Annotated in this window: 13 protein-coding genes; 7 read left to right on the top strand and 6 right to left on the bottom strand. The window is 64.5% G+C overall.

Annotated features, from left to right (window positions below):
- A partial coding sequence (locus tag GSQ90_RS06960) for a hypothetical protein (RefSeq protein ID WP_210254836.1) occupies positions 1 to 1,546 on the top strand: 1,546 nt, incomplete at its 5' end.
- Positions 1,547 to 1,568: 22 nt separating this feature from the next.
- Here the strand turns inward: GSQ90_RS06960 and GSQ90_RS06955 are convergent.
- The 3 genes from GSQ90_RS06955 to GSQ90_RS06945 all read right to left on the bottom strand — a co-directional run bounded on the left by GSQ90_RS06955 (position 1,569) and on the right by GSQ90_RS06945 (position 5,661).
- Complete coding sequence (locus tag GSQ90_RS06955) at positions 1,569 to 2,708, bottom strand: CaiB/BaiF CoA-transferase family protein (RefSeq protein WP_158814025.1); 1,140 nt, start codon at positions 2,706 to 2,708, stop codon at positions 1,569 to 1,571.
- Positions 2,708 to 3,877 carry an acyl-CoA dehydrogenase family protein gene (locus GSQ90_RS06950; protein ID WP_246731436.1) on the bottom strand — a complete coding sequence of 390 codons (1,170 nt, stop codon included), beginning with the start codon at positions 3,875 to 3,877 and terminating at the stop codon, positions 2,708 to 2,710. Before GSQ90_RS06950 ends, GSQ90_RS06955 begins: the two co-directional genes overlap by 1 nt.
- 290 nt (positions 3,878 to 4,167) lie before the next feature.
- On the bottom strand, positions 4,168 to 5,661 hold the full coding sequence (locus GSQ90_RS06945) for an FAD-dependent monooxygenase (protein ID WP_158814023.1): 1,494 nt from the start codon (positions 5,659 to 5,661) through the stop codon (positions 4,168 to 4,170).
- Positions 5,662 to 6,024: 363 nt separating this feature from the next.
- Between GSQ90_RS06945 and GSQ90_RS06940 the strand changes: the two genes are divergently transcribed.
- Complete coding sequence (locus GSQ90_RS06940; protein WP_158814022.1) at positions 6,025 to 7,077, top strand: alcohol dehydrogenase; 1,053 nt, start codon at positions 6,025 to 6,027, stop codon at positions 7,075 to 7,077.
- A 107-nt stretch (positions 7,078 to 7,184) separates the two neighbouring features.
- Here GSQ90_RS06940 and GSQ90_RS06935 read toward each other — a convergent pair whose 3' ends face one another.
- Positions 7,185 to 7,979, bottom strand: coding sequence for a helix-turn-helix domain-containing protein (locus tag GSQ90_RS06935; protein WP_158814021.1), 795 nt, complete (start codon positions 7,977 to 7,979; stop codon positions 7,185 to 7,187).
- A gap of 123 nt (positions 7,980 to 8,102) precedes the next feature.
- On the opposite strand from GSQ90_RS06935, the gene GSQ90_RS06930 reads away from it, so the two are divergent.
- Positions 8,103 to 8,873, top strand: coding sequence for a short-chain dehydrogenase/reductase (locus GSQ90_RS06930; protein WP_158814020.1), 771 nt, complete (start codon positions 8,103 to 8,105; stop codon positions 8,871 to 8,873).
- A gap of 130 nt (positions 8,874 to 9,003) precedes the next feature.
- Here the strand turns inward: GSQ90_RS06930 and GSQ90_RS06925 are convergent, their stop codons facing one another.
- Positions 9,004 to 9,792 carry an alpha/beta fold hydrolase gene (locus tag GSQ90_RS06925; RefSeq protein ID WP_158814019.1) on the bottom strand — a complete coding sequence of 263 codons (789 nt, stop codon included), beginning with the start codon at positions 9,790 to 9,792 and terminating at the stop codon, positions 9,004 to 9,006.
- Between the two features lie 104 nt (positions 9,793 to 9,896).
- Here GSQ90_RS06925 and GSQ90_RS06920 point away from each other — a divergent pair, with 104 nt between their 5' ends.
- From GSQ90_RS06920 to GSQ90_RS06905, 4 genes are all read left to right on the top strand, one after another.
- A complete protein-coding gene (locus GSQ90_RS06920; protein ID WP_158814018.1) occupies positions 9,897 to 10,559 on the top strand; it encodes a TetR/AcrR family transcriptional regulator in 663 nt (220 codons plus the stop codon).
- Positions 10,560 to 10,627: 68 nt separating this feature from the next.
- Complete coding sequence (locus tag GSQ90_RS06915; protein ID WP_174247451.1) at positions 10,628 to 10,918, top strand: hypothetical protein; 291 nt, start codon at positions 10,628 to 10,630, stop codon at positions 10,916 to 10,918.
- Positions 10,919 to 11,182: 264 nt separating this feature from the next.
- Positions 11,183 to 12,229, top strand: a complete 1,047-nt coding sequence (locus tag GSQ90_RS06910) for an IS1595 family transposase (protein WP_158814017.1) — start codon at positions 11,183 to 11,185, stop codon at positions 12,227 to 12,229.
- 72 nt (positions 12,230 to 12,301) lie between these two features.
- Positions 12,302 to 13,078: a c-type cytochrome gene (locus GSQ90_RS06905; RefSeq protein ID WP_210254835.1), complete on the top strand. Its 777-nt coding sequence runs from the start codon at positions 12,302 to 12,304 to the stop codon at positions 13,076 to 13,078.
- 301 nt (positions 13,079 to 13,379) lie between these two features.
- On the opposite strand, the gene GSQ90_RS06900 is transcribed toward GSQ90_RS06905, so the two are convergent.
- Positions 13,380 to 14,228 (bottom strand): LysR substrate-binding domain-containing protein, encoded by an 849-nt coding sequence (locus tag GSQ90_RS06900; RefSeq protein WP_158814016.1) that lies wholly within the window; start codon positions 14,226 to 14,228, stop codon positions 13,380 to 13,382.
- Positions 14,229 to 14,251: the final 23 nt, after the last annotated feature.

Below are 14,251 nucleotides of genomic sequence, written 5' to 3'. Positions count from 1 at the left end.
CACGCTGGACGCGAAGGGCTCGTTCGACCTCGTCGCGTCGACGACGATCTCGGGGACGTCGCTGAAGGCGGAGACGGGCAGCGGCCTGGTCAAGACGGCCGGGGCGATTGATCTTGGAACGACGAATATTGCGACGACGCTGGGCGTGACGTCGACCGGCGGCGGGATCACGCTGGGTTCGGCCGCCAGCGGCGGGACGCAGACGCTACATGCGGCGCAGGACATCGCGCTCACCCAGCTCACGACGACCGCCGGCGATGTCGACGCGACTTCGGACGCCGGCTCGATCACCGGCGGCTCGATCCATGCGCAGCGCTCCGCGACGCTCATTGCGGCGCTCGACAATACCGGGGATCAACTCGTGACGGCGACCGGCAGCGCCAAGCTGACGGCGGGCGGCCTGATCGACTGGAACAACATCCAGGCGGCGACGACCCTCTATGCCGCATCGGCCGGGGGCGCGCTGACGCTGGGGACGGCGACGAGCGGGGGAACGCAATATCTGTCCGCCGCCAACGACATCACGTTTGCCCATCTGACAACGACGGGCGTTCCGGGCGACGAGGGCGACATCGCCCTTGTGGCCGGCGGGGCGATCCTTGGCGGCGATGTGAATGCAAACGGCCTCTTGTTCGCCAATGCGAATGGCATGACGTTCGGCGATGTCGTGGCGAATGTGAGCATCACGCTGGACTCTTCGAGCACGATCGCGGGCAACGACTTCACGACGCTCGGCGTTGCCGATATGAACGCCGCGGGTGCGATGAAGCTCGGCAATCTGTCGTCCTCGACCTTGAGCCTGTCGAGCCCGAGCAGCCTGATTCTTAACAATCTCAGTGTGCAGACGGGCGCGAACTTCGCCGTCAACGATCTTCAAATCGGCGTGCTGCGCCAGAATCCAAATGCTACCGGCCCTCTCGCTATCGATCTGACCGGCTATAAGGGTGGGGTTGGGGATAGCGCTACGATAGGGACGATCGACGCGCCCAACGGCGTCCTCATTCCCGAGCTTTGGGAGGGGGATACGACGATCGCGACGAACGCGAGCCTGGTGACGATTGAAAGCGCGGTGGTCACCCGCACGCTCGATCTCACGACGGCCTCGGACAAAATCTGGGTCAATGATCAAACGTCAGCGCCGAGGAACGGTTTCGACGTCCAGCTCTTCCAGCCCGGCTACGCCTTCTATCTCACGCAGAACGGGACCTTCACCACGACGAACGCCTTCGTTGTGCAATATGACGACAATTCGGCGATCGTGGATCAACTGTCGGGGAATATAGATCTGGGCGCCAGCTTCGCGCGTGATTTCAACCGTCAGGGATGGCTCGGCGACAGCGAAATGCTGTCCGTCGAGGGCGGTAGCCAGACCGGCTGGCAATTTCCGGTCGAAGCGTTCGATCTTCATCTCCAGAACTTATTCGGACAGCCCATTTCGCTCGAACAGCCCGGTCAGCCCGCGGTCAGCATCGGCGATAGCGACGCGCCGACCGAATTGGTCAGCGACGGGCGCGGGTTCACGATTATCGTCAAGCGAAGACATTGACATCTAATCGTTAGCTTTGCCTTCACTTGATATCTTTCGTCTCGCGCGAGGTGCGTTCCCGCAGCTTATGTTCGCCAAGTCCGGGCACGGCGCCGTAGGCGCGCGTTTCGCCTGCGAAGATCGCGGCGGGAGCCGGAATGTCGATCGCGCCAGCCGCCGTCTCAACCCTTACGCGCCGCAGATGCGGGTGGCGCGACAAGGCGGCCATGTCGTTCAGCTCGGCGAATGCGATATCGGCTTTGGTCAAGTTCGCCACAAGCGCTGCTCTGTCGACAAGAGCGAACGCCTCGGCGACGAGGCGATCCGTCTCCGCCCGGTTCTTCACGCGCAAGACGTTGGAACTGAAACGCGGATCGTCGGCGAGCGCGATATCGCCAAGCAGCGCCTGACAGAATACGCGCCATTCCCGTTCGCTCTGGATCGACACCAGCACTTGGGCGCCGTCGCGCGATGAAAACACGCCGTAGGGCGCGATGGAGGGATGCGCCAGACCCATCCGGCGCGGACTTCCTCCCGCTTCCGCATGCAGCAGCGGAACGGTCAGCCAATCGGCCATGACGTCGAACATCGACACGTGAATGTTTGCGCCGCGTCCGGTGACGCTGCGCGCGATCAGCGCCTCCAGCAGCGCCGAATAAGCCGTGGCGCCGGTCGCGATATCGACGATGGAGATTCCGACACGCGCCGGCTCATCGGGACCGCCGGTGATCGAACAAAGCCCGGATTCGGCCTGAATCAGCAGATCATAGGCTTTTCGCGACGCGAGCGGGCCGTGCTCGCCATAGCCGCTGATCGTGCAAATGATCAGCTTGGGGTGACGCGCCGCAAGGACGTCGGCGCCAAAGCCAAGCTTCTCGAGCGAACCCGGTTTCAAGTTTTGCACCAGAATGTCCGCGCCCGCGATCATCTGGGAAAGATCGCGCCTCGCCTCAACCTGCGTGAGGTCCATGACGACGGAATGTTTGCCCCGGTTCAGCCAGATAAAATAGCTGCTTTGTCCTTTTGCCGCATCGTCATATCCCCTGGCGAAATCGCCTTCGGGGCGCTCGATCTTGATGACTTTGGCGCCGGCGTCGGCGAGGCGGGATGTGCAAAAGGGCGCCGCGACCGCCTGTTCGATGGCGATGACGACGAGTCCGGCGAGGGGGCCGGCGGCCGCCATCAATAGGACCGCGGCATGCCGAGCACATGCGTTCCAACATAAGAGAGGATGAGATTGGTGGAGATCGGCGCGACCTGGTAGAGCCGCGTCTCGCGGAACTTGCGTTCGATGTCGTATTCCTCGGCGAATCCAAAGCCGCCGTGCGTCTGGATGCACATGTCGGCGGCGCGCCAACTGGCCTCCGACGCGAGCAGCTTGGCCATATTCGCTTCCGCGCCGCAGGATTCGCCTTTGTCGAATAGATCGGCCGCGCGGTCGACCATCAAAGCAGCGGCCTCAATTTCCACATAGGAACGTGCGATCGGAAATTGCACGCCCTGGTTCTTTCCGATCGGGCCGCCGAAGACTTCGCGCGCTTTCGCATAGGCGCTCGCGCGTTCGATGAAGAAGCGGCCATCGCCGATACATTCGGAGGCGATCAATATCCGTTCGGCGTTCATGCCATCGAGAATATAGCGGAACCCGCGGCCCTCTTCGCCGATCAGATTGGCGGCGGGCACGGGCAGATTGTCGAAGAAGAGTTCCGTCGTCGCATGATTGAGCATCGTGCGCACCGGCCGGATTGTCAGGCCGTTCTCGACGGCGTGGCGCATGTCGACGATCAATACGGAAATGCCGTCGGTCGGCTTGGCGCCTTGGTCCCTCGGCGCGGTGCGGCAGAGAAGCAGCATCAGGTCCGAATGTTCGGCGCGGCTGATCCAGATCTTCTGGCCGTTGACGATATATGTGTCGCCCTCGCGCCTTGCGAATGTGCTGATGCGGGTCGTGTCGGTGCCGCTTGTCGGCTCGGTGACGCCGAAAGCCTGAAGGCGAAGCTCGCCTCGGGCGATCTTCGGCAGGTATTCCGCCTTCTGGGCGGCGCCGCCATGGCGCAGGATCGTGCCCATCGTATACATCTGGGCATGGCAGGCCGCGCCATTGCCGCCGGAGCGATGGATTTCCTCGAGGATGGCTGTCGCGGCGCCGAGGCCCAGCCCGGACCCGCCATATTCCTCGGGGATCAGCACCGAGAGGTAGCCCTCGCGCGTCAGCGTATCGACGAATGCTTTGGGATAGGCGCGCTCGCGATCGAGCTTGCGCCAATATTCGCCGGGAAAGGCCTGGCACAAGCGGGAAACCGCCTCGCGGATTTCGCGATGCGTCCGCCCTTCTTTTGCGCGCGTCGTCACGGGTGCTGAATCTTTCCCATTGTCTGAGCGGCATGCCGCGTCGCGAGACGGGCAGGCCTGCTTGCGGCGGCCGCGCCTGGCCGTCCCTGTTCCAGCAATAGCATAAACTGCATGGATGCTCATTGCGCGAGCATATTGCCGCCAGGGCGAGCTGACCTCACCTAGGGACCGGCGACGAGGCGATTTGGGCGCGCGCGACAGCGCGGATTATGCGGCCACGGCGATCGCTCGCGCGCGGGTCTCGGAGGTCAGGGCCGGCGTGCGCGCGACTGATGCGGGCTCGCGTGGCGTCACGGCGACCCGAACCAGGTCGTCAGCGCGTCGCGCAATCCGGTATCTGCGCCGTTTCCCACCCAGGCGATGTAGCCGTCGGGTCTGACCAGCAGAGCGGTGGGGGCCGCGACTTGGCCCAGCGCTGGAAGCTCCCAATCGCCGGCATATCTGGCGTCGATCGCCAACACTCGGCGCCCCCATGGGGAGATGTCGAGAGCCCTGGGCTTGTCCAGGTTCAGAAGGACCGGGCGGCCGCTGTGGAGGAGGGTGAACGCTCGCACCGTTCCGCCTGATGTGATCAGGTCGAGATCGGGCATGCGGCGCCCGAGCAGCGGATGCCCTTCGCCGAGATCGTAATGAATGTCCAGGCCCGACATCATCGCGGCGAACCGCTTGCGCGGCTCGTCCATGCCGAGGAGCTCGGAAATCGTATCGCGCAGCGCTTTCGTCCGTTCGTCTTCGCGGCGAAGAACGATCGACGCCATCGTGTTTCGCAACACGCGGGCGCCGATCGGGTGGCGCTCGGCATGGTAGGTGTCGAGGAGGCTTTCCGGCGACGTTCCCTTGACCACCTGCGCCAGTTTCCATCCCAGATTCACTGCATCCTGCACGCCGGTCTGGAGACCCTGGCCGCCGTCGGGAGGATGCACATGCGCGGCGTCGCCCGCGATCAGCACGCGTCCCTTGCGGTAGGAGGCCGCCTGCCGGGTCATATCGGTGAACCGGGAAATCGAGGTGGGACTGTGGATTCCGTAATCGGTCCCGTAGACGGTGATCAGCGCCGCGCTGAGATCGCCGAGGGTGGGTTCGGTGGTCTGTCCGACGTGCTGTTCGGTCACGAGGACGCTGACCGGTCCATGATCCGCGTAGACGATCTCGCCGTTGCGGATTTCGTACTCCACCCGGCCAAGGGCATGGATACCGATGGCGTCGCGGCGGATGCCCCATTCCGGCGGCGTCTGGGCAAGCTCGGCCTCGGCGATCAGGTTGCTGGTGGTGGGATCCGATCCCGGGAACGCGATGCCGGCGGCCTTGCGGACGAGGCTGCGTCCGCCGTCGCACCCGACGAGATATTGCGCGCGCAGCGAGCGGCCGTCGCTCAGTTCGACTGCCACGCCGGCAGCGTCCTGCGCGAAACCCGTCGCTTCAACGCCGCGATAGATCGGCGCCTTGAGCTCGTCGACCCAGCCGGCGAGGATCCGTTCGATGTGTTTTTGCCGCAGCCCGAGACTGTAGGGGTGGCGGGTGGGAAAGCCGCTGAGATCGAAACGGACGCCGGCAAACCCGGTGACCTGCGCCTTCTGCCCCTCAGCGAGGAACCGATCGGCAATGCCGCGCTGATCGAAGACCTCGAGGGTGCGCGAGTGGAGGCCGCCCGCGCGCGAGCCGACAAGTTCCGCGTTGGCGCGCCGCTCGACAATGGCGACGTCGATCCCGGCCAAAGCCAACTCGCCCGCCAACATCAGCCCCGTCGGGCCGCCTCCGGCCACCACCACCGCATGTTCGGTCATACGCCACCCCCATCTCTGCAGGTTCTGTTTTCGGGCGGCAGTTCTACGGCAGGACCTGGGTCTTGCCGCAAGTCCCTTGTGCGCTACATGTAAGAACAGAGAGAGGAGCGGCTGCTCTGCGTTCTCGTTCGCGGCGGACGGCAATCTCTTTGTGATGCGGAGTTGCGGCGCGAAAGGCAGCGGGAAGTTCTTCACCCTCCTACGCGCACGTCGGCGACGACACCCCCCTTAAGTCGCGAGCCGGACGACGCCCCTCGCGAGGCGGCGCCGCACAAATCGGGGCTGTCCGACAGGCCCATTCCGTTATAGCTGATAGGCCGATAGCCGCTTTGGGCGCGCCGAACTCACAGGGAGGAAATGGCGATGAAAAGCTACCAGCTCGTGGATTTTGGCGCGCCTCTCCGCGAGACGGACCTGCCGAATCCGCAGCCGTCCGGCCATGAAGTCGTCCTCGCGGTCCGCGCCGTCGGCGTCTGCCACAGCGACCTGCATCTATGGGACGGCGAATACGACCTTGGCGCCGGCAAGCGGCTGATGCTGCGGGACCGCGGCATCAAACTGCCGCTGACGATGGGACATGAAACGGCGGGCGAAATCGTCGCGATCGGCGTCGATGTCAAGGATCGCAAAGTCGGCGAAGTCTGTCTCGTCTATCCCTGGATCGGCTGCGGCCATTGCCGCGTCTGCCGCATCGGCCTTGAGAATTTGTGCATGAATCCGCGCTGCGTCGGCATTCATTGCGACGGCGGCTATTCCGACCATCTCGTCGTCGCGCATTCGAAATATCTGCTGCCGCTCGATGGTCTCGACCCCGTCGCCGCCGCGCCATTCGCCTGTTCGGGGGTGACCACCTATTCCGCGCTGAAGAAGCTGGGGTCGATCATCGACGAGGAGCCGGTGCTGTTGATCGGCGCGGGCGGCCTTGGCCTAATGTGCCTCACTATTCTCAAGGCGATGGGCGGCAAGGGGGCGGTGGTCGTCGACATTAGCGCGGACCGCAGGGCGGCCGCTTTGAAGGCGGGCGCGCTCGCGGCTGTCGATGCCTCCGCGGCCGACGCGGCCGAACAGGTCGCCGCGGCGCTCGGCGGCCCCTGCTGGGGCGCGATCGATCTTGTCGGCAGCCCCGCGACGGCGAGCCTCGCCTTCAATGCGCTCGCCAAGGGCGGCAAGATGGTGATGGTCGGCCTGTTCGGCGGCGCCGCGCCCTGGCCGCTGCCCCTCATTCCGATGAAGGCCGCATCGATCGAAGGCAGCTATACCGGCAGCCTCGCGGAGCTGAAAGAACTGCTCGATCTCGTGCGCAAAGGCGCCGTGCCGGGCATTCCGATCGCACGCCGCCCCATGAGCGCCGCGACTGAGACGCTTGAAGATCTTCGCCAGGGGCGGATCGTTGGCCGCGTCGTGATGACGCCTTAGGGGTCAAAATCAAACGCTCGGCGGCCATGCCGAAGAACCGGATTCGACCCGCAACAGGCTCTCGTATGTGGTTGGCTCGCGATGAGTCGCCGGTTCGACAATGGCTCTCAACAAGACGTTGATTTGCTGATCATTCTGGTTGGGCTTGCGCCGGTAAGTTGACGGAACATGGCGATGAAAGCGGAGGCTGCGCCGTAGCCAAGCTGGTCGGCCGTGGCCTGGATGGAGCATCCGTCCTCCAGCAGCGAAATCGCCGTCAGCAGCTTGAGGCGCTGCCGCCATTCCTGGAACGACAGGCCCAACATCTGCTGGCATCGCCGGGAGAGGGTCCGCTCTGTCGTGCCCAACTGGCGCGCCCATTCCGCCAGGGACCGCCGGTCGCCTGGCGCCGCTTGCAACGCGGCCAGAACCGGGCCTAGCAGCGCGTCGCCGGTGAACGGCAGGTAGCTGTCGTAGCGCGGCGCCAAGCATATCTGGTCCAGCAGAACTTGCGCCAGCCGCTGGTCCTCCGCCGTCAGCGGAAGGGTCACCGCGCGCGCCGCAAAATCGGCCATGACCGCTTTCAACACCGGGCTCAGCGCGAGCGTGCAGACCTTGTCCGGCAACGGACCGCACAAAGTTCGATGAACATAGGCCGCGGCGTAGCGGGTGTTGTGCGACGCCCGCGATTCATGCGGCGTCTCCGGCGGAATCCAGATGGCGTAGGCCGGCGGCGATAACATGCGTTCGCCCGCGATCACGAACTCCGCCACGCCGCTCACGGCATAGAGCAGTTTGCCCCAGGGCGCGCGCTGGAGCGGGATCGCCATTCCGCCCGGGTAGTCCTCGGTTCGGAACGAGAGCGGCTCGGGCGCGGGACCGACGAGGGCGGGCGCGCCGATGCCGGGCGTACGAGCAGGCATGTCTGATTTTCTCGGCGGTTTGTCTGAATATAGCTATATTTTGAGAAACGGACAAACCGCTATTGTTCCTCGGCGCCCGGTCGCACGACCCCATCGGAGCGCCTGACATATTGGAAATGGATCATGGACCTGTATTTGAGCGGCAAGCGCGCCCTGATCTCCGGCGCCTCGAAAGGAATCGGCTTCGCCTCCGCCATGCTGCTGGCCGAAGAGGGTTGTGACCTTATTCTCGTGTCGCGCGGCGCCGAGGACCTTGAGCGCGCGGCGGCGACGATCCGCGCGCGATCGGATGTCTCCGTTCAGCTCGTTCCGGCCGATTTGTCCCGCAAGGCCGAGATTGAGCGGGTCGCGAACGAGGCGGGCGTGCTCGACATCCTGGTGAACAATGCCGGAGCCATTCCGCCCGGCGATCTCCAGGCCGTCGACGACGCCCTCTGGCGCTCCGCCTGGGATTTGAAGGTGTTCGGCTACATCAACCTCACACGGGCGCTGTACCCCCGCCTGAAGGAGCGGCAAGGCGTCATCATCAATGTGATCGGCGCATCGGGGGAGCGGGTGGTTTCCGGTTATATCGCCGGGAGCACGGGCAACGCCGCGCTGATGGCGTTCACGCGGGCGCTGGGAACGGCCGCGCCGCGCGACGGAGTCCGGGTGGTTGGCGTCAATCCGGGTCCGGTAGCGACCGATCGAGTCGAGATGTTGCTTCGCGCGCAGGCCAGCCGTCAGTTGGGCGACTCCGAACGCTGGCGAGAGGCGTTCAGAGACATGGCGTTCGGGCGACCGGCTCAACCAGAGGAGATCGCCAACGCGGTCGCGTTCCTTGCGTCGTCCCGATCCTCCTATACATCCGGAACGATCTTAACGATTGACGACCCAGCCAGGGTTTCAACCTGAGAAAACGGACACCCATAGCTCTATGAATCGGGCGCCAAGCTTTTGGTTCTGACCGCTGGCGCCTCCGCGCAGAGGTTTTGATGGGTTGCCGAAGATGGCAGCCTGGCGCCTTCAACACCGCCACCTCATCTCAGGTGAGGAATCGTCGGAGAAGGACATTGAACGGCGCTGGCGCCTCGAAAGGCGGGAAATGGCCCAACCCGGCCATCTCGTGCAGTAAAGCGCCGCGAATGAGGCTAGCTATCGTCGCGGCGGCCGCGATCGGCGCGTTGATGTCCTCGGCCCCCGCCACGACCAAGGTTGGGCACGCGATTGCCGGAAGCTGCGCCTCCAGGTCCAGCCCGGCGATCATCTCCCACATGGAAGCGTGAAAGTCAGGATCCTGGTGCAACAAGTTCTTGGTCGCGCGATCGAGCATGTCGGGCCGCCGCTCGCGGAACGCCGGCGTAAACCAGCGCTCGTTGGAAAGCTGCGCGATCTTCGCCATCCCTTCCGCGCGCGCCACCCTGGCGCGTTCGCGCAGGGCCTCGCGTACCGGCTCGGGGAAAGTGCACAAGGTCGCGACGAGCGAGAGGGAGCGGACGAGATTGGGGCGCCGCAGCGCGAAAACCTGGGCGATCATGCCGCCTACCGACATTCCAACCAGATGGACCGGACCGGCGTCGATATGGGCGAGCACGCCCTCCAGGCCTCTCGCCATCAGTTCGAAGCTGGGCGGCGCGTCCAGCTTTCCCGACAGACCATGGTTGGGCATGTCGAAGGCCACGACGTCATGATCGCATGCGAAATCCTCGACCTGCGCGCTCCACCAGGTGAGGTCCAATCCAACCGGGTGCAGGAACACGATGGGGGCGCCACCCCTCGGGCCCGTCCGCACGAGGTTGATCTCAGACATTCCGTCGATTTTGATCTTCGCCACCACTCGATCCTTTATGACGTTTGCGCTCGTTGGAGAGCGTCAGGAAATTATGCTACACTATGTAGCGTAATAAAATTTGGTTTCAAGGCGCAGGGGCGTTGGTCATGAAGCATTCGCCAAAGAGCATCGCGCCAATTTCCAAGGGCGCCGCCGCCAAGGCGCCGCGTTCGGCCGGGCGCCCGCGCAGCGAAGGGGCCCGGCGCGCCGTGCTGGACGCGGCCTACGCGATCCTCGTTGAAACGGGCCTCGGCAAATTCTCCACCGAGGCGGTGGCGCTGCGCTCCGGCGTGGCGCGCACCACGATCTATCGTTGGTGGCCCAGCAAGGGTCTGCTGGCGATAGAAAGCTTCCTGGAGGCGTTCAGGCCGCAACTCATCTACGCGGAGACTGGGGACGCCATCGCAGATTTCAGGGCATTGGTGAGCTCGCTCGCGCGAGCGCTGAGCGGACCGGCGGGCCGGATCGCCGCTTCGGTCGTGGCGCAGGCGCAGAGCGATCCCGAGACGCGCCAAATGTTCCTGGAGACGTTTTCAAAGCCGCTGCGTCACGAGAGTTCGCAGCTTCTGGCGCGCGGCGTCAAAGGCGGCGATTTTCGCGCGGACCTCAATGCGCCGCTTGTCCTCGATGCAATCGTGGGCGCGATCTATCTGCGCCTGTTGCTCGGCCAGCCGCTCGACGCCCGATGGTCGCGCGCATTGTCCGACACCATCCTGCGCGGCTGCCTGGGCGGCCCCGCCATCGCGATGCCGGGCGGCGTAGACGGGTAGCTGAGGTTGCGGGACTATTGCGTCCAGGCCGACTGCTCGCGCATGACGGCGAATGGGAGGGGCGCCAATTGATTCCGCGGCAATGGCTATTGGACGCTACGACGGTACGGCCGAGCGACGCCTATCTCGCGCCCGGAACCGCTACACCGTTCTTCGGCTACGGCTATCAGGTCTGGATTCTGCCAAGCCAGCAGCGACAATTCACGCTGCTCGGAATCCGCAGCCAGATGATCCTGGTCGATCCCGCTTCCAAGCTCGTGATGGTGCACGCCGCCGTCGGCAAGAAGCCGTACGATCCCGCCGCAATCGCTGAGATTCTCGCTCTCTGGTTCGGCGTCGTCGCGCAGTTTGGACAATGAGCGATCGATGGCTCGGACTATGAATAGCCATTGTATAGCCGTCTGGATTTTGAAAATCGCGGCTTTTGTTTGCGAAATAAGCGCGCAAGCGGGCGAAAAGCCGCGCGGCGCGCGCACGATCATGGCGACGGCGTGTCGAAACCGGCGCTGACGCGGGAGCCCAAAAGGCGCTCGGAAGAGAAAACAAAGAGAAAGCAAAAGGGCTCTTATGGCGTTAGCTGTTGGTATTGATTATTGTGCTCCTGATGATTCGGGAGGCGGGGGATGGAGAGCCATGAATTCCAGCTTTGGTTGTCCGGGATAGGCAATCTGAGCGCCGAGCAGCGCACGCAAGCGTTGGCTTTCCTGTCCGAGCGAGGCGGCGGCGATGAAGACGGGTGGCGCGGCGGCGAGGCTTTTGGCGAATCCGTCGCCTCCTCCGCGCGCGGTCGGGATCGTCTGGACGCGCTAGGCGGGGTCGGCCATCTCAAGGTTGGCGGCCAGGGATGTCCACATTGCGCGGGGCGGAACGTCGTCTCGTGGGGACGTTCGCATACGCTGGCTCGCTACCGCTGCAAGGATTGCCGCCGTACTTTCAACGCCTTGACGAAAACGCCGATGGCGCGATTGCGCAAGAAGGACCAGTGGCTCGTCTACGCTATGGCCATGCTGGAAGGAGCCAGCGTCAGCAAGGCCGCGCAGGCCTGTAAGGTGCATTACACCACGGCCTTCCGCTGGCGGCATCGTTTCCTGAGCGCGCCGGCGACCGACAAGCCCAAGCGCTTCACCGGACTCGTCGAGGCGGACGAGACGTTCATTCTCGAATCCTTCAAAGGGCGTCGGTCGGATATTCCCCGGCTGCCGCGCAAGCGGGGCGGCAAGGCCAGGCATCCCGGCTCATTCTTCGAAAACATTGCCGTTCTCGTGGCCCGCGATCGCCATGGCGCGACCTTCGACGCTGTTCTGCCCCAACCGGACGCCGCCTCGATCAAGGCCGCGGTGGCGGGCGTCATCACCCAGGCCAATCGCCTCGTCTGCGACGGCGGTCTGCCCCTTCGCGCCTTCGCACGGAGGGCGAATATCCGCTGTCACGTCGTGCCCGCGCCCGGAAAGCCGCTTCCCGAAGCCCCCCATTTCCACATCAACAACGTCAACGCCTATCACGGGCGGCTCAAGGAATGGATGCGTCGGTTCCACGGCGTCGCAACCAAGAACCTTGCCAATTACCTCGGATGGCGAAGGGCCATGGAAGCGTGGGGACCACAGGCCAATCCGGAGAACTGGATCTCCAGCGCCATTGGCATGGGGCCATACCAACAGCTAACGCGATAAGAGCCTTTTTTCCTGTCGGCATGCATCGTCGGCGTCTGCCTGCTCACGTCGGTCGGCGCGCGCGCCGATTCCGTGCTGGATCGCGGCCGCTATCTCGTCGGTGGAATCGCCGCCTGCGGCAATTGCCATACGCCCAAAGGGCCCGACGGCAAGCCGATCGCCGACCGGGAATTGTCCGGCGGCGCGCCGATGGATTCGCCTGTTTTCCACGCCATTCCCGCCAATATCACGCCCGATCCTGAGACCGGCGTCGGCAAGTGGACGGACGCCGAAATCGTCGATGCGATCCGCAACGGCCGGCGCCCCGATGGAACGCTGATCGGACCGCCAATGGCGATCGCCTTCTATCGCGACATGTCCGACGAAGACGTGAAAGCGATCGTCACCTATCTCAGGCAGGTCAGGCCGGTCGTCAACAAGACGGACGCATCGACTTACAAGATTCCCTTGCCGCCCTCTTATGGGCCGCCGGTGACGCATGCGCCCGATGTCGTGCGCGACGATCCGGTTGCTTACGGGCGCTATCTCGCGACGGGCCTCGGCCATTGCATGGATTGCCACACGCCGCGCGTGAAGGGCCGCGCCGATATGGCGCGCATCGGCGCCGGCGGCAACGATTATAGCGCGCCGGGCGGCGGAACCGTCACATCGCCCAATCTCACGCCCGCCAATCCGGACGGCATCGCGCAATGGAGCGACGCCCAGCTCAAGACCGCGATCAGGGAAGGCCTGCGGCCCGATGGGAGCAGGCTCGTGCGGCTGATGGCCTTCGATTGGTACGAGAACGTCGACGACGCGGACATGAACGCGCTGGTCGCGTTTCTGCGCAGTCTGAAGCCGGCGAAGTAGGGGGGCGCTTCATGTAGACGCGGTCGATGACCGCGTTCAGCACGCAAGCGCTTATTTTATAGCTCTCGGCGCGGCGGCCAAGCGCGGTCAGCGACCGCGCTACAAATCCTTCCGCCCGTTGCGCGGCTTCGCTATGGAGCCATTGTTCGCATGGCGGAGCGATGGATCACTCTCGACCGTTTCAATCAGGCCGCTGAGCGCTCATGCTAGACGCTGAAAGAGCGGGTCTTTGGTCGTACTATTTTGAGAACCACGGCCATCACGGCCGCGCCTTTCCGACGCCGCCTGCCAGCCCGCTCTCTTACCTCAGCCCCGTCGCCAGATGCTCCGCCAACGCCCGCCCCGCTGGCGAGAGACTTCCCGCCCGATGCAACCGAATATCCGCCGCCGGCAAAGGCGGCATGCCTTCGCTCTGGGTGAGAAGCCTGAGCCCCGGCGGAAAGATTCCAGACTTGACGATCGTCACAGCCAACCCCTCCGCCGCGACGGCGGCGACCGCGGCGAGGCTGGGGCTGACAAAGGCGAGGCGCCAGGGGCGCCGGGCGGCGTCGAGCGCCTCGATCGCCCATTTCCGGAACAGACAACCCTTGGGATAGAGCGCCAGGGGCAGAGGATCGAGCGTCTCGATCCGATGGGCGGCGCTGGCCGCCCAGACGGCCTGCTCGCGCCGCAGGAATTCGCCCGCGCCGCTTCCCTCGGGATGCATGGCGATCACCAGATCGAAGGCGTCGCCCAGGCGGTTCGGCATGTCGGCGGTGAGGCCGGTCTCCATTTCGATATGGATGCGCGGGTAGGCTTTGGCGAACGAGGCGAGCAGAGGCGGCGCGACAAAGGCGCCGTAATCGTCCATCACGCCAAGACGCACCACGCCCTCAAGCGCATGTTCGCGGAGGCGCCCGAAGGCTTCCTCGTTGAGCACGAGAATGCGGCGGGCGTAGCCGATGAGGCCCTCGCCGGCGGCGCTGAGATCCACCTGCACGGTGCTGCGATGGAACAGCGCGACGCCGAGCCGATCCTCCAGACGCTTGATCTGCATGCTCACCGCCGATTGGGTGCGATGGAGCTGCGCCGCGGCGCGCGTGAAGGAGCGATGGTCCGCCACGGCGACGAAAGCCTGGAGAAGATCGGGATCGAGGGCAGGCGCGGTCATCACCAATATTTATCAGACTGATC

The organism is Methylocapsa sp. S129, from assembly GCF_009765995.1.
GTDB lineage: Bacteria > Pseudomonadota > Alphaproteobacteria > Rhizobiales > Beijerinckiaceae > Roseiarcus.
Note: the sequence above shows the minus strand (reverse complement) of the source record. Positions and strands in the feature narration are given on the sequence as shown.